This is a genomic window from Marinomonas transparens, assembly GCF_016463975.1.
In the GTDB taxonomy this organism is placed as follows: Bacteria; Pseudomonadota; Gammaproteobacteria; order Pseudomonadales; family Marinomonadaceae; genus Marinomonas; species Marinomonas transparens.
This window is the reverse complement of record NZ_JAEMNX010000001.1, coordinates 413,517-432,452: the sequence shown is the minus strand read 5'-3', so window position 1 is coordinate 432,452 and position 18,936 is coordinate 413,517. Positions and strand designations below refer to the sequence as shown.

The following is an 18,936-nucleotide window of genomic DNA, read 5'->3' as shown; positions in this document are numbered from 1 at the left end:
GACTTAAAGTTTAGTCTCTGCCTGTGAGCTTTGCGCCATGAGAAATGTAAAAAGTTATTACCCTGTCTGGATTACAACAAAAAAACCATAAATCCTGTAAAAATGGTGCTATCAATAATGCCTTCTTCAGGTGATCGTCTCTCGTTTGTGGTATAGTGGAGGATGTTTTGAACGAATTACCTAAACCATTCTAAACAGACTCTTATTTGGCGGATTAAAAAGAACCTCATGGATCAGCATAAAGGCAATTTATTTATTCTATCGGCGCCCTCTGGTGCAGGTAAATCGTCCTTATATAAAGCGCTACTTAAGCAAGATGAACGAGTACGTATTTCGATTTCACACACCACAAGAAGCGCTCGATCTGGTGAAGAACATGGACGGGAATATTACTTCTCTGACGTGGAAACCTTCTTGGATATGATTGCGGAAGATGCTTTTTTCGAACACGCACAAGTATTTGACAACTATTATGGCACCTCAAAAGAATCCATTTTCGGCATGCTCGAAGAGGGTTTGGATGTCATTTTAGAAATTGATTGGCAAGGGGCTCGACAAGTCCGACAACTCTACTCAGAAGCCATTGGTATTTTCATTCTACCTCCTTCTTTGCAATCACTAGAAGAGCGTTTGAAGGGTAGAGGAACCGATACAGAAGAGGTCATTCAGCGTCGTATGGCAAAGGCTATTGACGAGATGTCTCATTACAACGAATACGATTTTTTAATCATTAATGATGATTTTGATACCGCCCTACAGCAAATGGCGTCTATTTTTGTTGCAATGCGTACGAAAACACCCGTAATGCAACAAAAACATGACATTCTGCTCAATGATCTCTTGTCATTGTAAGAAGCCGTTAAGTAGAATTACCCTTGGATAAAATAGATAACTGAACACAGAGGTCAAAATGGCTCGAGTTACCGTAGAAGATTGCTTAGAAAATGTTGATAACCGCTTTGAATTAGTCATGGTGGCATCAAAACGTGCACGTCAACTTGCCACTGGTGGCGAGGAAGCAAAGCTTCCTGTAGAAGACGATAAAGTGACGGTTGTTGCACTACGTGAAATTGCAGACGACTTAATTAACGCACAAAATGTTGATCAGCAAAAACAGCCAATTCACGAGTTTTAATCCTTATGGTATCGCTCATTACACTGCCGTCGTACTCTTTATTTCCTGTTGTGAGATGAGCGATGTATACCATTGAAGATCTTTCCCTGACACTGAGTCAGTATTTACCTTTCGAGCAAGTCTGTCAGGTAAAACGCGCCTACTATTACGCCGAGCAAGCCCATGATGGGCAACGACGTAAAAGTGGCGAACCCTATGTCACCCATCCTCTCGCTGTCGCCGAAATTCTTGCAGAACTTCGGATGGATTGTGATGGTCTGACAGCGGCCCTTCTGCACGATGTTATTGAAGATACTGGCATTGGCCGCGAAGCCTTAACAGCCCAATTTAGCGAAAGTGTTGCTGGTCTGGTTGATGGCGTCAGTAAGCTGACTCATTTAGAGTTCAATAGCCAAATCGAGAAGCAAGCTCATAACTTCCAGAAAATGGCCATGGCCATGGCGGATGACATACGCGTCATCTTGGTGAAATTAGCAGATCGCTTGCATAACATGCGCACGCTTGATGCCATGCCGGCTCATAAAAAACGCCGTATTGCCCGTGAAACGCTGGACATTTATGCGCCTATTGCCAATCGTCTAGGTATGTACAAGGTTCGAGTCGATCTTGAGTCTCTCGCCTTTCAAGCTTACTACCCGATGCGAGCCCGCATGTTGCAAAAGGCGATTCACAAAAAGTATGGCCAGCAACGCATAAAAGACACGGAAAAACTTGAAGATATTATTCGCGAAGAATTAGCAGCTGATTACATTGAAGCCAGTATCAGTGTCCGTGAAAAACACATCTATAGCATTTATCAGAAAATGGATAAAAAACGCCGCTCTTTAGATGAGATCATGGATGTGATGGGGGTGCGAATCGTAACCGACCGTCACGATAGTTGCTACCGCATTTTAGGGGTTATTCACTCCCTGTTTAAGCCTATTGAAGGCCGCTTTAAAGATTATATTGCTGTACCAAAATCCAATGGTTACCAATCTCTGCATACTACGGTATTAGGGACGAACGGGATTCCCATGGAGGTCCAGATTCGTACGGAAGAAATGGATCTTGTCGCGAATAATGGCATCGCAGCGCACTGGGCTTACAAGCTCAGTGGCAATTCCAATATGCCGAACAATCACGACCGTGCAACGAAATGGGTAAACAGCCTATTAGAAATACAGCAGAAAGCAGGCAACGCCATCGAATTTGTCGATAATGTTAAAAGCGACCTGTTTCCCGACGAAGTCTATGTATTTACACCCAACGGCCAGATCATTGAATTACCTTCAGGTGCAACACCCGTAGACTTTGCTTATGGCGTGCATACAGAAATCGGTAATACATGTATTTCTTGTCGCATTAACCGTCGCTTGGCACCATTGAGTTCTCAGCTAGAAAGTGGGCAAACCGTTGAAATCATTACGGCTAAAAATGCCCAGCCTAATGTGGCTTGGCTAAGCTTCGCAATTACTGGCAAAGCACGTACCAATATTCGTCATTACTTAAAAGACAAGCAACGAGAAAACGCCATATCCATTGGCCAACGCCTGCTTACTCGTTCATTGAATGCCTTCAAGAGCAATATTGATGATCTCACTAGCGAGCAGGTCAATCTCGTGCTGCAGCATCACCAACTTGCCACTTTGGATGATCTATTAGAATCCATCGGTAAAGGTCGTCATGTGGGTTACCTTGTGGCCCGTGAGCTATTCCCAAATTTTGATGAAGAAACCTTAGTTACACCAAAATCCTTCAAGGTCAATGGCTCTGAAGGCATGTTAATTTCCTATGCTAAATGTTGTGCGCCTATTCCTGGCGATCCAATTGTTGGCTATGTGCAAGTCGATAAGGGCATTGTCATTCATCATTTGAACTGCCCCAATATTCAAGACCACCTAACCAGCCCAGAGCGCTTTATTCGCATGTCATGGGGCAAGGAAATTGAGGAAGAGCTCGATATTAGTCTCATTGTGAGCTTTATCAACGAACGCGGTGCTGTGGCAAAGATTGCCAGCTCCATTAGCGATACCGATTTCCAAGTCTCAAATCTGGATATCATTGAGCGCGGACGAGTCAGTCGTCTGCGATTGAGCATTACCGTCCCTAGCCGTATTGGCCTAGCCGATGTGATGCGCCGTATTAAAGCCGTTCGCTGTGTTGAAAAAGTATCGCGAGAAACCATTGTAGGTCGCTAATAAATAGCGGCCTTTATTTACCACTTTATCCCCTTCTAGAAAAAAGGATGCTCATCATGTCAAAACATGTGATTCACACAGAAAACGCACCAGCTGCTATTGGTCCATATTCTCAAGCTGTTCGTGCAGGCAACACCGTTTACCTTTCTGGACAAATTCCTTTAGTGCCAGAAACCATGGAAGTCATCAGCGAAGACATCGTTGAACAAACGACTCAGGTATTTAAAAACCTACAGGCAGTCTGCGAAGCGGCTGGTGGTTCTTTGGAAAACGTAGTGAAATTTAATATCTTCATGACAGACTTAGGTAACTTCGCCACGGTTAATGAAGTAATGACTCAATTTGTTAAACAACCTTACCCTGCCCGTGCAGCCATGGGCGTTCGTGCTTTACCAAAAGGCGTGCAAGTTGAAATCGAAGGCATCATGGTGCTAGAAGACTAATAAAGCATCGGCTATCAAAAAAGAAGCTTCGGCTTCTTTTTTTATGTCTAGTATTTGTGTTGTTACGTCGCTAAATACGCTTTTATTAGAGTTTGATAGCCTGTCGTATAGCTTGAGTAATTAGGCTTCCAACCCTTTAGAAATAGGTATTTAGCTTCTAGTCTTTTGCCTGTTTTCGGGAAAAAATCCGTTATATTATTTACTGTAGGTGACACACCAAGAGCTGTCGCGAGCCAAAGCTTTACTTCCCACATAGAAACGGGCGTTTGATCCGTCACTATTACCTGATCTGGCATGGTATTTTCTTCGAGCGCACATTGCGCTAAGGCCATTAATGCCGATACCACATCATCACGGTGTACACGATTCGTCCAGCTGTTTGGCCCCCAATCCTCCCCGCTCACTATCTTATCCAATAGTCGATAACGACCCGGCCCATAAATTCCTGAACAACGAACCGATACACTAGGCAAAGCCGCCGCTAACGCCTGCTCTGTTTCCACTAGAACCTTGGCCGTTGCAGATGAAGGTTCCGCAATTGTGCTTTCATCAACCCATTCGCCCTGATTTTGTCCATAGACACTGGTGCTGGAAACAAAAAGGACTCTAGGAGGTTTGGCCATAGACTGGTATCGACGAATAATGACCTGTGCGGTATCAAAATACGCGGTACGATAAGATTCTTCGGTTCGCCCTTGGGGCGTCATAATTAAGACGACTAAATCGGCATCAGGCAACACCTCGTCTTTCATCGTCACAAGGTCCCCCGTTATTCCCTGCACGCCATCAGGAAAACGGCACCCTGTACGACGCACACCTGTTACCTTATGACCCTTTTTGATTAGCTCTATTGCTAACCCCGACCCTAGATCGCCGCAACCAGCAATCAGTATATCCGACATGTCATATCTCCAAGACGGTTAAAGCCAACCCAATGCGCTATAAAGCGGCAAATAGAGAAATACCGAGTAATAACACCAAACGAGTATACTTTATCAAATTCTGTATTATCATAGTTATTAACAATGGACCTCCCTATTAAAAAGATGAAGGTGCGCTATGACATTAACGGAATTAAAATACATTGTAATGTTGGCTGAAGAAAAGCATTTTGGGCGTGCTGCAGACCGCTGCTATGTTTCCCAACCAACATTGAGTGTGGCTGTCAAAAAACTTGAAGAAGAGCTTGGCACAGCCATTTTTGAGCGCAGTAAAAGTTCTGTTTATGTTACCCCTTTAGGTGAGCAAATCATTACCCAAGCTAAGCGTGTTCTTGATCAAGCAGGCATCATTAAAGAGCTCGCTTCATCGGGAAAGAACCAACTTAAAGGCCCATTAAAAGTAGGCGCTATTTTTACCATAGCCCCTTACCTCTTTCCTTTCATGATTCCGTCCTTAAGTAACATTACTTCAGGCATGCCATTGGTCATAGAAGAAGACTTAACAGAAAACCTACGCCCAAAATTACGCAATGGGGAACTAGACGCCATTATCGTGGCCTTGCCATTTCGTGAGCCCGATGTCGTTACGCAGCCTATTTATGAAGAAGATTTTGTGGTTTTAATGCCTAAAAATCACTCTTGGGCCAAGTTAGACACCATAGAAACGGATCAACTCTCGACGGATAACTTATTATTGCTCGGTAAGGGCCATTGCTTTAGCGAGCAAGTTCTAGAAGCCTGCCCCTTGATCAAAGAAGGTGATCTTGATGATGGCCGTACTATTGTCAACGGCAGTTCATTAGAAACCATTCGTTATATGGTGGCTTCCGGCCTTGGCGTCACAGTACTCCCCAAATCCGCCGTTACCAATATCAACCATGATATGTTGGAAGTCCGTCCCTTTTCAGATCCGGTGCCAAAGCGCACGGTTGCATTAGCTTGGCGAGCTAGCTTCCCTCGGCCTAAAGCAATTGAAGCTGTCAGTCAGTCCATCCGTGATGCCTGTAAGCAACTCAAGCTGCAGAGCTAAATTATGATCGACGGATTAGACACTCAAGATGTAAGAGAGTTGAAAGGCGTCGGCAACGCTATGGCCGAAAAGCTCGCCAAGCTTCATCTACATACGGTTCAAGACTTACTCTTTCATCTACCTATCCGCTACCAAGATAGAACTCGAGTGGTGCCTATTAATCTGCTTCGTTTTGGCGATGAAGCGGTGATGGAAGGACAAGTGATAGGGTGTGAAATAAAAATGGGCAAGCGACGCAGCTTGTTGTGTCGCATCAAGGATCATACTGGCACCCTATGCTTGCGCTTTTTCCATTTCTCAGCGGCACAAAAAAATCAATTAGAGCAAGGCAAACGCATTCGATGTTTTGGGGAAATTCGCCGCGGCAGTTCAGGGTTCGAAATTTACCACCCTGAATATAAAATCATTGACGAGAATGGCATACACACTGAATCTGCCCAATTGACACCGATTTACCCGCTAACGGAAGGGCTCACACAAGCCAAGATACGCCAACTCTGTGAACAAGCATTAGAACGCCTGACACCTTATAATTTGCGTGAGTGGCTACCTGGCGATATACGTACGCAGTTTAGCCTTCCGCCACTCAGTGACGCCATTCAATTCTTACACCACCCCTCTAGGGAAGTAGACCTTGAGCAATTAAGATTAGGCAGCCACCCAGCCCAGTACCGCTTATCGTTCGAAGAACTGATGGCTCACCAACTATCGTTAATAGGCAAACGGGTTCAGGCAAAGCAAGATGTCGCTATTAAGGTCGCAGAAGCCGGAGAACTTAGCCGTCGTTTACTTGAGCAATTGCCCTTTTCACCCACCGGAGCACAGCAAAGAGTCTTCCAAGACGTTCTCACTGACCTTGCCACAGGCCACCCAATGCTACGACTGGTGCAAGGGGATGTAGGATCAGGAAAAACCCTTGTTGCCGCTCTAGCAGCGGCCTCTGTAGTTCAGGCTGGCTATCAGGTTGCTATCATGGCCCCTACTGAAATTCTCGCCGAGCAACATTACATCAACTTCAGTCAATGGTTTGAACCATTAGGACTCAAAGTGGCATGGATGACAGGTAAGCTGAAAGGCAAGACCCGTGAAAAAGAACTCAATAATATTGCTTCTGGCGCAGCACAGGTTATTGTCGGCACCCATGCCCTATTTCAGGATACAGTAGACTTTGATCGTCTAGCATTGGCGATCATAGATGAGCAGCATCGTTTTGGCGTTCATCAGCGTATGGCATTGCGAGAAAAAGGCATGAAACATGGTTTCCAGCCCCATCAACTAATTATGACAGCGACCCCTATTCCTCGAACTTTAGCCATGTCTGCCTATGCCAATCTAGATTGCTCCATCATTGACGAGCTTCCCCCCGGAAGAACACCAGTCAATACCATTGTGGTCTCCGATCAACGCAGACAAGAAGTTATCGATCGAGTAAAAAACGCCTGTGAAGAGGGCAAGCAAGCCTACTGGGTCTGTACACTTATTGAAGACTCCGAAGCACTACAATGCCAAGCCGCTGAAGACACGGCAATTCTATTACAAGAACAACTTAGCGACTTATCCATTGGCCTAGTACACGGCCGATTAAAGTCCCAAGAAAAAGCCGCCATCATGGCAAGATTCAAGGCGGGTGACATTCAACTTTTAGTAGCCACAACCGTCATCGAAGTCGGTGTCGATGTGCCTAACTCTAGCCTAATGGTCATAGAAAACCCTGAGCGCCTTGGCCTCGCGCAATTACACCAATTAAGAGGTCGCGTGGGACGAGGCAAAGCGGCTAGCCATTGTGTACTTTTATACAAATCGCCCTTAGGGCAGCAAGGCAAAGAGCGCCTTTCCACCATGCGCGAAACCAGTGATGGATTTAAAATTGCTGAGAAAGATTTAGAATTGCGCGGACCGGGAGAACTATTAGGCACAAGACAAACAGGACTGTGGGAATTTAAAGTCGCAGACCTACAACGTGACAAGGCGTTATTGGATGATGTTCAAAGGGCTGCGGCACAGCTATATAGGCATTTTCCTGAATGTATTTCTCCCTTGTTGAGCAGATGGCTGCCTAATCATGACCAATATCTAAATGTCTAACTCACGCTTCGCCCATGTGTTCATTCGTCACTCAACTAAGATTGTCTTTTATTTACTTGCACATGAGTAAAATATGATCAAAAATCCCCCTTACTAAAAAGCGCCTTGCACCCTCTTATTAATAAAGTGCAAAAACACAATTCGCAAAAGGAAAGAACATGGACACCCCGTTAAATCATACGCCCCAAGATACTAGCCTTACTATGCAAGGCTGCGGCTATCGAATAGAAAATGATCGCGTCATCATTTCCATTGGGCGTATTGCTAACGATCGGGTAAATGACAATATCAGTGGCACCTTACGTATACAGCTATGCGCGTTTTCACAAGATATTAATCGCTCAGAAAATGCGGTATTAGCCACAACGACAATTGGTGAAATAAAAGGTCAGCATTTTATCTCCGACGGTCACTATGATTTAGTTTTCCAACAGCCTCCTGTTGGTACATGGCAGTTTGTTTTGCAGCTTAGCGAGTGGGATGGAAGTCACTATGCCTTATGCGACACAGCCTATTTTGAAGTGCCTTACCAAGAGTTCTACACCTATAGCGAAGAAAATAATCTTCAGGCTGACAATACTTACCTTGAACCTACTTCACCAGAACCTTTGGTGGCTGAGCCGCCTCAGGTGGAAGAAAGCTTAACACCAAGTCTAAAAACACCAGCAACAAAAGATAAAGAAGTAAAAAAAAACTCAGCTGGCTCCGCAGATGGTTATCTCGCCATCAATAAATCAAAAGTGGAGAAGCTTCTAAAAGTAAAAGGTGTACCCAAAAAAGTACTTAATAAGGTAGTAACAGAACGCCCTTTTAGCTCAGATAAAGCGGTGCTCAATATTAAGGGAATGGGGCCAACCATGCTGAAAAGGATAGTAGAAAGCTTGCTTAGCTAGTCAGCGTTGTTCTTGAGAAAGGTATATTCCCTAAGTAAGACTAGGGAATATTAACAACCGTCGTATTCTTCACTTCTTCCATCGCCACATAGGTTCTAGACTCTCTCACATGGGGCAAGGTTAACAGTGTTTCTCCCAGCAATACGCGATAAGTATCCATATTCGAAACACGAGCCTTCAGGAGATATTCAAAATCACCTGCAATTAAGTGGCACTCTAATATTTCAGGAATCTCTGATACGGCACTTTTAAATTCGTTAAAGCCTTCTGGCGATGTAGTTTTTAAGCGTATTTCTACAAACACTAATAAACCCGCATCCACTTTTTTGGGATCAACCAAAGCACAGTAGCCGGTAATGTAACCATTGCGCTCTAAACGACGCACACGTTCTAAACAAGGAGTTGCACTTAAACCAACGCGGCTCGCCAGCTCAACATTAGACAAACGACCATTTATTTGTAGTTCACGCAGAATTTTTTTGTCTAGACGGTCAAGCGGTTTTGTAGAGTTATCCATTTGCTATGGATCTCCTTATAGGCTGCAAGGGATTTATAAGTCTACCATGCAGATTAGAGTTTATGACAAGGCTTGCCCTTAATTATTAAAATTTCAAAGCAACGCTTAACTCACAACATGCCATGCAAAAATCTAATTGCACCATAAGGAGGCAAAAACTCTTAGACTTCTCTAAACTTGGCCTAACGCAACTGAAGAAGTCCCAAATTGGGGCAAGAAAAACGTTCCGCCTTTTCTAAAGCCGTGATATTTAAGGCTTTAGCTTAAAATTCAATTGTTTATTTAATAATCAGACAAGCTATCCCAAAGTGTTAAGAGTGCAAAAAATAAGTATAGGTCTGCACCTTATAAGCATTTTTCCCTTGACTACATGCCTAAAGAGTATTTCTATTAGGTGATGTGATGATCTCTTAGCAGAATCCTCTACATAAGCACTTAATAAAAAGAATAACTAAATGTTGGCAACAATTTTGCAAAGATTTATAAGTCCGGATCATCAGATCTGAAATTAAAGTTCAGCAATATGACAACATACTATAAAAACGCCTGGGAGGCTCAATATAATGAAATCGAACGTTGTTAAATTACTTTCGACTGCAGCAATCGCTGCGACTATCAGCGCTGGCGCTGCAGCAACCACTCTTGAAGATGTGAAAAAGAAAGGCTTTATTCAATGTGGCGTTAGCCAAGGTGTACCTGGTTTCTCAAACGCCGATTCAAACGGTAATTGGACTGGTATCGATGTTGATGCTTGTCGCGCAACGGCTGCCGCTATCTTTGGTGATGCTCAAAAAGTAAAATTCACGCCTCTTTCTGCAAAAGAGCGCTTCACTGCATTGCAATCAGGCGAGATTGACATGCTTTCTCGTAACACCACTTGGACCTATACCCGTGATACTTCTTTGGGTCTAGACTTCACTGCGGTTAACTTCTACGACGGTCAAGGCTTCATGGCTCGTAAAGACCTAGGTGTTACTTCTGCATTGGATCTTGATGGTGCAACCGTTTGTACTGAACAGGGTACAACAACAGAATTGAACATGGCTGACTTCTTCCGTAAGCACAACCTATCTTACGTACCTGTTGTCGTACAAAAAGCAGATGAAGCTTTAGCTGCATACGCTTCTGGTCGTTGTGATGTATTCACAACAGATAAATCAGGTCTAGCGGCTCACCGTTCTAAACTGGCGAATCCAGGCCAGCACATCATTCTCGACGAAACGATTTCTAAAGAGCCTCTAGGTCCTGTGGTTCGCCATGGCGATAACCAGTGGAAAGATATCGTGACTTGGGCAATGTTCGTACAGGTTAATGCTGAAGAAATGGGTATTTCCTCTAAAAACGTCGCTAAAATCAAAAAAGAAAGTAATGATCCAGGCATCAAACGTCTACTAGGTGCTGAAGGTGATATGGGCGCTCAACTTGGCCTATCTTCTGATTGGGCTTATGACATCATCGCAGAAGTAGGTAACTACGGCGAAGTGTTTGAGCGTAATGTTGGACCATCTACTCCAGTAGGTCTTCCTCGTGGCATTAACAATCTATGGACTGAAGGCGGTGTAATGTACGCGCCACCAGTTCGTTAATACCTAAAGCAACCTGCTTGGGTATTTACCCAGCGGCTAGTTTAGTCGCTGGGTTTCTCCCCCCTTTCTTACACATCTGACGAGCATTTCAATTGCCTGAACCAAGATGAGCGATAAAACAACTTCAAGTAATAAAAGCCTTTTGAATGACGCCGGCACTCGCGCCTTAATCTTTCAAATTGTGCTTCTAGCAGTGGTTGTCTTCGTAAGTTATTACTTATTTAGTAATTTACAAGCCAATCTAGCTAACCAAGGTATTTCTACTGGTTTTGCATTTTTAAACCAGCCAGCAGGATTTCCCATTCTTATTCACCTAATTGAGTACACAGAGGCTGATACCTACGGACGAGCGTTTGTTGTTGCCCTAATTAATACCACTGTTATCTCCCTGATGGGGATAGTTTTAGCCACTATTATTGGCGTTATAATGGGCTTAGCCCGCCTTTCTAATAATTGGTTGGTAGCACGCTTAGCGACGGTATACGTTGAAACATTGCGTAATATTCCTCTATTACTGCAAATGTTTTTCTGGTATTTCGCCGTGCTGTCTGCATTACCCTCCCCTAAAAACAGCATAATATTTGCGGACTTTTTCTTAAATAAGCGCGGCATCTATTCGCCCAACCCTCTTTTTCAAGAAGGTTTTGGTATCGTAATAGCTGGATTTATTCTATCTATTATTGCGTCTATTGCTGTCATTGTTTGGGCGAAAAAACGTCAAACCAGAACAGGCCTTTGGTTTCCTGCCTATTGGGCTTCTCTAGGATTAATCATAGTCATTACCTTTTTAGCCTTGGCTGTATCAGGTTTTCCTATCGAGTTTGATCTTCCACAGAAGAGTCGCTTTAACGTTACCGGCGGAATGGTTCTTCCTCCAGAGTTTGTTGCCGTACTTGTCGCCCTTTCTACTTATACAGGGGCCTTTATTGCTGAGATCGTTCGTGCAGGCATCTTATCAGTGAATTGGGGACAAACAGAAGCGGCACGCTCTTTGGGATTAAAAGACAGCCTGACTCAGCGTTTGATCGTTTTGCCTCAAGCACTACGAGTTATTATTCCACCATTGACAAGTCAATTCCTAAACTTAGCGAAAAATTCATCATTAGGTGCGGCGATTGCCTACCCAGAATTAGTCGCGGTTGTCATGGGAACCACGCTGAACCAAACAGGTCAAGCCATTGAAACTATTGGTCTTTGTATGCTGGTTTACGGAACATTGAGTTTAACGATTTCGATGTTTATGAATTGGTACAATAAAAAAATGTCTCTAACAGAGCGCTAGGAGGAAGAACATGGCTATTGAATTTAAACCATCACCAAGCCTTCCACCACCAGTGAACTCTGTTGGTGCAGTGGCATGGGTACGTCATAATCTATTTTCGTCCCCTCTCAATATATTTTTAACCTTGTTCAGCTTCTATGTTTTGTATTTGCTTATTCCCCCGGTAGTAGAATGGGGAATTATCAATGCAACATTTGAAGGGGCATCTAAAGCGGCCTGTACAGGTGGCGGCGCATGTTGGGCTTTCATCGGTGTTTACTTCGACCAGTTTATGTATGGACTGTACCCATCTGAAGAAACCTGGCGTATTAATTTAGCCTTAATTCTATTAGTAATACTGATTGGTACTTTTGCAATAAAAGCGGTTAATAAGCTCTATTTATCCATTGGGATTATCGTTATTTACCCAATTATTGCCTATTTTCTATTCTCTGGTGGTGTCTTTGGGCTTGAAGTCGTTGAAACCTCTTTGTGGGGTGGTTTGTTCTTAACCACTCTTTTAGGCGTTATCGGTATTGTGGCTTCATTTCCTCTAGGAGTTTTGTTAGCACTAGGCCGTCAATCCAATATGCCAATAGCAAAGTCTGTGTGCATTGTTTTCATTGAGACGGTTCGTGCGGTTCCCTTGATCACCATCTTGTTTATGGCATCTGTAATGATCCCATTGTTCCTGCCCGAAGGCATGAACTTCAACAAGCTAATGCGTGTGCTTATTGGTATCACCTTGTTCTCTGCGGCTTACATGGCAGAGGTTATTCGTGGTGGTTTACAAGCCATACCGAAAGGCCAATATGAAGCCTCGGATGCAATGGGATTAACTTACTGGCAATCCATGATTTTGGTCATTCTGCCCCAAGCATTGAAGCTGGTCATTCCAGGAATCGTAAACACCTTTATTGGCTTGTTTAAAGACACGACCCTAGTTTATATCGTGGGTATGTTCGATTTACTCGGTAGGATCCAAGCCGCTACTCATGACTCAAGCTGGTTAGGAACAACCATTGAAGGCTATGCCTTCGCCGGATTTGTTTATTGGGCAGCCTGCTTCGGTATGTCACGCTACAGCATGAGAATCGAACGTAAGTTAGAAACTGGGCACAAGCGAAATTAGTTAAGAATTTGAGGTCTTTATAATGACAAATACAAATATGGCTCGTGCCCAACTTGCACCGGGCGAACAAACCATCATCGAGTTCAACGATGTAAACAAATGGTACGGTGATTTTCACGTATTGAAGAACATCAACTTCAGTATCAAGAAAGGTGAACGTATCGTGGTATGTGGTCCTTCTGGCTCTGGTAAGTCAACTATGACGCGTTGTATCAACCGTCTGGAAGAGCACCAAAAAGGCACCATTCTCGTTGACGGTGTTGAGATGAATAACAACCTGAAAAACATTGAAGCCATCCGTAAGGACGTAGGCATGGTGTTTCAGCACTTTAATTTGTTTCCGCACCTAACGATTCTAGAAAATCTAACTTTGGCTCCTATTTGGGTTCGTAAAACCCCAAAGAAAGAAGCCGAAGAAATGGCGATGCATTACTTAGAACGCGTTAAGATCGCAAACCAAGCGTTGAAGTTCCCAGGGCAATTGTCTGGTGGTCAACAGCAGCGTGTCGCGATTGCTCGTGGCCTGTGTATGCAACCTCGCATCATGCTATTTGATGAGCCAACCTCCGCACTTGATCCAGAAATGATCAAGGAAGTATTGGACGTAATGGTTCAACTGGCTGAAGAAGGCATGACCATGGTGTGTGTAACACATGAGATGGGCTTTGCTAAAACCGTTGCTGACCGCGTTGTGTTTATGGATGCCGGAGAAATTGTTGAAGCAAATGAACCCCATGAGTTCTTTGATAATCCACAACATGACCGTACACAGATGTTCTTAAGTCAGATTCTGAATCACTAATCAGCAACAGAACTTAAAAATCGGTTAGAATGAAAGGCCCCTTTTATAGGGGCTTTTTTCTGCCTGTAGATTCGTCACACTTCCGAAAATCTTTTAACAGAGTGCTGTTTTATGACTGCGAACATAGTGGATGACCCATTAATTAAAAAAATACGTGTAGTCCATTTGGCAGATCATACCGGGCGTTTACAAACTATTTTTCCAGAAAACCATATGCTGGATATTGCCACCGTATCACGACTGACTAAACGAAGATTTGAGCCCGTCGCGAATTTTAATTCGACCGGAGCCCCCCTTTTAAAAGTGAATAGCTGCACAACAATCATAGACACTGCCCTCATTAAAGAAGAGGCTATTTCTATTCGCACTAATACGCACAGTGAGTATCGAGAAGTTACTGGAGACGAACTAAAAGCATTCTTTTCTGGCCCTCTTAACCGTTTTGAAGCCATTTCTATCAATACCAGCCTTATTCCAAACCCAACCGAAAATCACTTGGATGACGAAGCTCAGATACTACAAGCGTTGGGACAATTCCAATCCATACGTATAAAACAGCGCTTAGAGGAGACATTAGAGATTCCTCCATTACCTGCTTCATCTCACCGAATTATTCGCCTTTGCTCAAATAACAAAGTAGGCACAGACGAACTCAGTCAAGTCATCAGTTTAGACCCGAGCCTCGCAGCACAGGTAATGAGCTGGGCCTCATCACCATATTATGGCGCTGGAGATATTGAATCCGTTGAAGATGCCATCATTAGAGTTCTAGGTTTTGACATGGTAATGAATTTGTCTCTTGGCCTCTCTGTGAGTAATGCCTTTCTTCCACCAGAAAATGGCCCTCGTCACTATGAGGATTTTTGGTTAAATTCCGTGTTTCATGCGGTTTTAATGGAAGCCCTAGTAAAAGCAATGCCTGCCCGTCTGCGCCCCAAAATAGGCCACGCTTACCTAGCGGGTCTACTGCATAATTTTGGTCATTTGGCCATCAGTACTATCTTCCCACCACATTTTTCAATCTTATCTCGCTATAAAGAAGCCAATACTCATCTCGCCTCTGAAATCGTTGAGATGAAGGTGTTAAGCTTTACCGAGGAGCAGCTAGGTTCTTGGCTATTACGACATTGGGGCCTACCCGACGACATTGCCACGGCTATTCGTTATAGCAAAAAACCTCATTATGATAACGAACACGCCATTCTTGCTAAATTAGTTTATGTAACCCATCAACTAAGCAAAGATTCTCCTATTGAACCAAGCGTATTAGAGGAAATAGGTCTATCTGAGGAAACTGCAAAAGCATGTGCAAGCCAAGTGAACCAGTCCTCAAACGAGCTTCACAAAATGGTCGCTTTAATAAATGGTAAAAAACCTAGCCTATTATGACGGTATTAAACCCATCGGCCATGCAAAAATTCGACTATAAATGGCAACCGATTCATCAAGTCAATAAAGTAAAAATTCCGAGTATTCTGTGGCCTTGGTTGGCGACTCAAGCCTCATTAACAAAAAAATTAAAAAACATCGGTCAACTTTCTGTTGACGTCATTGAAGACAGTTGGGGATCACCAACCCAAAGAGAAAAGCGTCGTTTAAAATTACGACCACGTGAAGCGGCACGGATTCGAGCTGTACTACTAAAAGTCGATGGAGTCAGCGTGATTTATGCCCGCTCAATCATTCCAGCAAGATCCTTTCGGGGTCATTGGCGACAAGTTAAACACTTGAAAAATAAACCTTTAGGTGGGTTTTTATTTCAGCACCGGAGACTAAAACGCAGTAAAATTGAAGTGACTCGATTGCCAAAATCATTATTTCCAAATCAAACAAACAGTCTCTGGGCAAGGCGTTCAGTGTTCCAACAATTTGGCCCGGGGATACTTGTAAACGAAGCGTTTTTCGAGAATATTTATGAACTAAAACAACCGTTTGGATTAACATGACAAAGCTTAAAGATTACGCAGAATTAACTCGCTTTAATCGTCCTATTGGTTCTTTTTTGCTTATGTGGCCGACATTATGGGCTTTGTGGCTGTCTGCTAGTGGCCAACCGGAATGGTACCTCGTCATCATTTTTGTCTTAGGCGTATTCAGCATGCGCTCTGCCGGTTGTGTGATTAACGACTATGCAGACCGTAAAGTCGATGGTGGTGTGGATCGTACAAAAAATAGGCCTTTACCTTCTGGTCGAGTATCCGAAAAAGAAGCTCTGTTACTGTTTTCAGCGCTCACCTTACTCAGTTTTGTTCTCGTTCTTTTTACTGACTTAAAAACTATTTTACTGTCCTTTATCGGCCTAGGGCTTGCCGCACTGTACCCTTTTATGAAGAGATACACCCACCTGCCTCAACTTTTCCTTGGCTTGGCTTTTTCTTGGGCGATTCCTATGGCCTACAGCGCCCAAGGCGGAGACCTGTCCGACCCACAACTCTGGATGTTATTTGTGGCTAACTGTTTTTGGACCATCGCCTACGATACTTATTACGCAATGACAGATCGCCCAGATGACATAAAATTAGGTATAAAATCTACCGCTATCTTATTTGGCCGCTATGATTTACTCGTCATACTCTGCCTACAAGGGCTAACACTGTCATTACTAGGCTGGATAGGTGTATTAGCAGGTTTGCATTGGCCCTATTTTGTTTCATTAATTCTCTGTATTGGTCTCTTTGCACTACAATTTAAGCAGGCCAAAAAGCGTGATAGACAAGCTTGCTTTCGCTCTTTCTTGGATAACAACCGAGTGGGTTATTGCGTTTTCATCGGATTGGTTATGAGCTATTTGATTTAATATATGGCAAAGTTGTGACAATGTAATCTAATTGTCACAATTGATCGATTTAATTAAACCGTTCCTGAGATGAGGATAAATCCTGTGACCGGTAAAAAAGTATTAATTATTGATGATGAGTCTTCTATTCGCGAAATGATCGCTGTCGCCCTTGAAATGGCGGGCTACGAATATTTGGAAGCGGAAAATAGCCAACAAGCCCATGAAATTATTGTTGATCATAGACCCGATCTTATTTTGGTCGATTGGATGATGCCTGGTGGTAGTGGTATTGAGCTCACTCGTCGCCTTAAAAAAGACAGCTCTACTGCCGAAATCCCAGTCATTATTTTGACCGCGAAAAGTGAAGAAGATAATAAGATTCAAGGCTTAGAGGTGGGTGCAGATGACTACATCACCAAACCTTTTTCCCCTCGTGAATTGGTTGCTCGTTTAAAAGCGGTATTGCGCAGAGCAACACCGCAAGGCGTCGATGAACCCATTGAAATAGAAGGCCTTATGCTAGACCCAATAAGCCAACGGGTAACCATTGGTAATCGTCCCTTGGACATGGGCCCAACAGAGTTTCGCTTGCTTAAGTTTTTAATGACTCACCAAGAACGCGCTTACTCAAGGGCACAACTTTTGGATCAGGTTTGGGGAGGCAATGTCTACGTCGAAGAGCGTACCGTTGATGTTCATATTCGTCGTTTACGCAAAGCCATTGGTAGTACTCACGATAGTCTGATACAAACTGTTCGAGGTACCGGCTACCGATTTTCAGCAAAAAGGTCAGCATGAAAGCTATTTGGCGTAAAACTCTTATAACTTGGTTCTTAGGCTTAGCTGCCTGTATTGTAATTGGATTTACCTTAGGACAATTGCAGGGCGTGTTGTTGCTTTACGTTCTCGGGTCTTTATATTGGCAACTCTACCAGCTGTATCAATTCCACAATTGGTTACGCCATTCTGGTCGGGCAGCGCCCCCAGAAACCAGCGGCATTTGGGGCGAAGTCTTCGACGCAGTATATCGATTACAAAAGAAACAACGTAAATCTAAGCGCCGTATGCGACAAGCTCTAACCCGGGTAGAAAGCTCCACCGCCGCCTTGAAAGAAGGCGTGATCATGGCAGACAACCAAGGAAACTTGGAGTGGTGGAATAACTCAGCGGCCCACTTTTTAGGCTTAATGCGCCCAATAGACAGGGGTCAAGCTATTACCAACATAGTCCGTAGCCCTGAATTTTTTCGCTACTTTAGTCAAAAGCGCTTTGGCGAACCCCTAATTATCAAGTCTCCTGCCAAAGACGGTGTCTATTTAGAAATCCAAACCACACTCTATGATAAAAACGACCACCTTATTTTTGTCCGCGATGTCACGCGCTTGCACCTGCTAGAACAGATGCGAAAAGATTTTGTTGCCAATGCTTCCCATGAGCTAAAAACCCCTCTAACGGTAATTAAAGGCTATTTAGAAACCCTAGATATGTTCAGCGACAACTTGCCCACAAGTATGCAGAAAGGCATTGTGAACATGTCTGAGCAATCTGAACGTATGGAGCAATTAATAGAAGACCTATTGTTGCTATCCCGGTTAGAAAGCAATGATAAGCGTGAAGAAGATCAATGGCACAAGGTTGCGGATCTAGTGCAAACGATCAACAAATCCACTGGTGCCATGCTGAAAGAAGAGCACAAGCTAACCTTTGATATTCCACAAGAGGCACGTCTATATGGCTCCTATAATGAACTCTACAGTGCTTTCTCCAATCTTGTCGTCAATGCTATCAAATACTCTCCTGATGGTGGTGATATTGAAGTAAAGTGGGAATCAGGTGAATTTAATGGTGTATTTTCAGTAAAAGATACCGGTCTAGGTATCGACCCAAGGTACATACCTCGATTAACGGAACGTTTCTTTAGAGTGGATAAAGGACGAGGTTCAAAAACAGGTGGCACAGGACTTGGTTTGGCCATAGTGAAACATGTACTGTTACATCATGATGCTAAACTACAGATTCGCAGCCAGCCCGGTTATGGCAGTACTTTCTCTTGTCATTTCCCTGCCAACCGTCTGCGTAATGACAACATTCCAGCGATTGCGTCCAATACCAGCATTAGCAATGGAAACAACGAATAAAAAGGGAGTCTTGT

18 protein-coding genes are annotated in these 18,936 nt (G+C 43.7%); 16 read left to right on the top strand and 2 right to left on the bottom strand.

What is annotated here, in order from left to right:
* The first annotated feature begins 228 nt into the window (after positions 1 to 228).
* The 4 genes from gmk (at position 229) to I8J31_RS01990 (ending at position 3,758) form a co-directional block, all read left to right on the top strand.
* Positions 229 to 852 (top strand): guanylate kinase, encoded by a 624-nt coding sequence (gene gmk, locus I8J31_RS02005; RefSeq protein ID WP_199466510.1) that lies wholly within the window; start codon positions 229 to 231, stop codon positions 850 to 852.
* A gap of 58 nt (positions 853 to 910) precedes the next feature.
* Positions 911 to 1,135, top strand: a complete 225-nt coding sequence (gene rpoZ / locus I8J31_RS02000; RefSeq protein ID WP_199466509.1) for a DNA-directed RNA polymerase subunit omega — start codon at positions 911 to 913, stop codon at positions 1,133 to 1,135.
* Positions 1,136 to 1,197: 62 nt separating this feature from the next.
* On the top strand, positions 1,198 to 3,315 hold the full coding sequence (locus I8J31_RS01995) for a RelA/SpoT family protein (protein ID WP_199466508.1): 2,118 nt from the start codon (positions 1,198 to 1,200) through the stop codon (positions 3,313 to 3,315).
* Between the two features lie 56 nt (positions 3,316 to 3,371).
* Positions 3,372 to 3,758: a RidA family protein gene (locus I8J31_RS01990; protein WP_199466507.1), complete on the top strand. Its 387-nt coding sequence runs from the start codon at positions 3,372 to 3,374 to the stop codon at positions 3,756 to 3,758.
* Between the two features lie 62 nt (positions 3,759 to 3,820).
* On the opposite strand, the gene I8J31_RS01985 is transcribed toward I8J31_RS01990, so the two are convergent.
* Complete coding sequence (locus I8J31_RS01985; RefSeq protein WP_199466506.1) at positions 3,821 to 4,660, bottom strand: SDR family oxidoreductase; 840 nt, start codon at positions 4,658 to 4,660, stop codon at positions 3,821 to 3,823.
* Between the two features lie 157 nt (positions 4,661 to 4,817).
* Here I8J31_RS01985 and I8J31_RS01980 point away from each other — a divergent pair, with 157 nt between their 5' ends.
* The 3 genes from I8J31_RS01980 (at position 4,818) to I8J31_RS01970 (ending at position 8,707) form a co-directional block, all read left to right on the top strand.
* On the top strand, positions 4,818 to 5,729 hold the full coding sequence (locus I8J31_RS01980; protein ID WP_199466505.1) for a hydrogen peroxide-inducible genes activator: 912 nt from the start codon (positions 4,818 to 4,820) through the stop codon (positions 5,727 to 5,729).
* 3 nt (positions 5,730 to 5,732) lie between these two features.
* Positions 5,733 to 7,814, top strand: coding sequence for an ATP-dependent DNA helicase RecG (gene recG, locus I8J31_RS01975; RefSeq protein ID WP_199466504.1), 2,082 nt, complete (start codon positions 5,733 to 5,735; stop codon positions 7,812 to 7,814).
* Between the two features lie 158 nt (positions 7,815 to 7,972).
* A complete protein-coding gene (locus I8J31_RS01970; RefSeq protein ID WP_199466503.1) occupies positions 7,973 to 8,707 on the top strand; it encodes a helix-hairpin-helix domain-containing protein in 735 nt (244 codons plus the stop codon).
* A 40-nt stretch (positions 8,708 to 8,747) separates the two neighbouring features.
* On the opposite strand, the gene lrp is transcribed toward I8J31_RS01970, so the two are convergent.
* On the bottom strand, positions 8,748 to 9,224 hold the full coding sequence (gene lrp, locus I8J31_RS01965; RefSeq protein ID WP_199466502.1) for a leucine-responsive transcriptional regulator Lrp: 477 nt from the start codon (positions 9,222 to 9,224) through the stop codon (positions 8,748 to 8,750).
* 563 nt (positions 9,225 to 9,787) lie between these two features.
* Between lrp and I8J31_RS01960 the strand changes: the two genes are divergently transcribed.
* The 9 genes from I8J31_RS01960 (at position 9,788) to phoR (ending at position 18,922) form a co-directional block, all read left to right on the top strand.
* Entirely contained in the window at positions 9,788 to 10,810 is a 1,023-nt protein-coding gene (locus I8J31_RS01960) for an amino acid ABC transporter substrate-binding protein (RefSeq protein ID WP_199466501.1), read from the top strand.
* Between the two features lie 106 nt (positions 10,811 to 10,916).
* Positions 10,917 to 12,092 carry an amino acid ABC transporter permease gene (locus tag I8J31_RS01955; RefSeq protein WP_199466500.1) on the top strand — a complete coding sequence of 392 codons (1,176 nt, stop codon included), beginning with the start codon at positions 10,917 to 10,919 and terminating at the stop codon, positions 12,090 to 12,092.
* 10 nt (positions 12,093 to 12,102) lie between these two features.
* A complete protein-coding gene (locus I8J31_RS01950; RefSeq protein ID WP_199466499.1) occupies positions 12,103 to 13,203 on the top strand; it encodes an amino acid ABC transporter permease in 1,101 nt (366 codons plus the stop codon).
* Positions 13,204 to 13,225: 22 nt separating this feature from the next.
* On the top strand, positions 13,226 to 14,005 hold the full coding sequence (locus I8J31_RS01945) for an amino acid ABC transporter ATP-binding protein (protein WP_325101158.1): 780 nt from the start codon (positions 13,226 to 13,228) through the stop codon (positions 14,003 to 14,005).
* Positions 14,006 to 14,116: 111 nt separating this feature from the next.
* Positions 14,117 to 15,394, top strand: coding sequence for an HDOD domain-containing protein (locus I8J31_RS01940; protein ID WP_199466498.1), 1,278 nt, complete (start codon positions 14,117 to 14,119; stop codon positions 15,392 to 15,394).
* Complete coding sequence (locus I8J31_RS01935; protein WP_199466497.1) at positions 15,391 to 15,951, top strand: chorismate--pyruvate lyase family protein; 561 nt, start codon at positions 15,391 to 15,393, stop codon at positions 15,949 to 15,951. Before I8J31_RS01940 ends, I8J31_RS01935 begins: the two co-directional genes overlap by 4 nt.
* A complete protein-coding gene (ubiA, locus tag I8J31_RS01930) occupies positions 15,948 to 16,802 on the top strand; it encodes a 4-hydroxybenzoate octaprenyltransferase (RefSeq protein ID WP_199466496.1) in 855 nt (284 codons plus the stop codon). The genes I8J31_RS01935 and ubiA overlap by 4 nt, the downstream gene beginning before the upstream one ends.
* 84 nt (positions 16,803 to 16,886) lie before the next feature.
* Positions 16,887 to 17,582, top strand: a complete 696-nt coding sequence (gene phoB, locus I8J31_RS01925; RefSeq protein ID WP_199466495.1) for a phosphate regulon transcriptional regulator PhoB — start codon at positions 16,887 to 16,889, stop codon at positions 17,580 to 17,582.
* Positions 17,579 to 18,922, top strand: a complete 1,344-nt coding sequence (gene phoR, locus I8J31_RS01920) for a phosphate regulon sensor histidine kinase PhoR (protein WP_199466494.1) — start codon at positions 17,579 to 17,581, stop codon at positions 18,920 to 18,922. Before phoB ends, phoR begins: the two co-directional genes overlap by 4 nt.
* Positions 18,923 to 18,936 lie beyond the last annotated feature (14 nt).

What these genes read in the sequence shown, in the direction of transcription:
- gmk (WP_199466510.1), top strand. Translation starts at nt 229, where the DNA reads ATGGATCAGCATAAAGGCAATTTATTTATTCTATCGGCGCCCTCTGGT.
- rpoZ (WP_199466509.1), top strand. Translation starts at nt 911, where the DNA reads ATGGCTCGAGTTACCGTAGAAGATTGCTTAGAAAATGTTGATAACCGC.
- I8J31_RS01995 (WP_199466508.1), top strand. Translation starts at nt 1,198, where the DNA reads ATGTATACCATTGAAGATCTTTCCCTGACACTGAGTCAGTATTTACCT.
- I8J31_RS01990 (WP_199466507.1), top strand. Translation starts at nt 3,372, where the DNA reads ATGTCAAAACATGTGATTCACACAGAAAACGCACCAGCTGCTATTGGT.
- I8J31_RS01985 (WP_199466506.1), bottom strand. Translation starts at nt 4,660, where the DNA reads ATGTCGGATATACTGATTGCTGGTTGCGGCGATCTAGGGTCGGGGTTA.
- I8J31_RS01980 (WP_199466505.1), top strand. Translation starts at nt 4,818, where the DNA reads ATGACATTAACGGAATTAAAATACATTGTAATGTTGGCTGAAGAAAAG.
- recG (WP_199466504.1), top strand. Translation starts at nt 5,733, where the DNA reads ATGATCGACGGATTAGACACTCAAGATGTAAGAGAGTTGAAAGGCGTC.
- I8J31_RS01970 (WP_199466503.1), top strand. Translation starts at nt 7,973, where the DNA reads ATGGACACCCCGTTAAATCATACGCCCCAAGATACTAGCCTTACTATG.
- lrp (WP_199466502.1), bottom strand. Translation starts at nt 9,224, where the DNA reads ATGGATAACTCTACAAAACCGCTTGACCGTCTAGACAAAAAAATTCTG.
- I8J31_RS01960 (WP_199466501.1), top strand. Translation starts at nt 9,788, where the DNA reads ATGAAATCGAACGTTGTTAAATTACTTTCGACTGCAGCAATCGCTGCG.
- I8J31_RS01955 (WP_199466500.1), top strand. Translation starts at nt 10,917, where the DNA reads ATGAGCGATAAAACAACTTCAAGTAATAAAAGCCTTTTGAATGACGCC.
- I8J31_RS01950 (WP_199466499.1), top strand. Translation starts at nt 12,103, where the DNA reads ATGGCTATTGAATTTAAACCATCACCAAGCCTTCCACCACCAGTGAAC.
- I8J31_RS01945 (WP_325101158.1), top strand. Translation starts at nt 13,226, where the DNA reads ATGACAAATACAAATATGGCTCGTGCCCAACTTGCACCGGGCGAACAA.
- I8J31_RS01940 (WP_199466498.1), top strand. Translation starts at nt 14,117, where the DNA reads ATGACTGCGAACATAGTGGATGACCCATTAATTAAAAAAATACGTGTA.
- I8J31_RS01935 (WP_199466497.1), top strand. Translation starts at nt 15,391, where the DNA reads ATGACGGTATTAAACCCATCGGCCATGCAAAAATTCGACTATAAATGG.
- ubiA (WP_199466496.1), top strand. Translation starts at nt 15,948, where the DNA reads ATGACAAAGCTTAAAGATTACGCAGAATTAACTCGCTTTAATCGTCCT.
- phoR (WP_199466494.1), top strand. Translation starts at nt 17,579, where the DNA reads ATGAAAGCTATTTGGCGTAAAACTCTTATAACTTGGTTCTTAGGCTTA.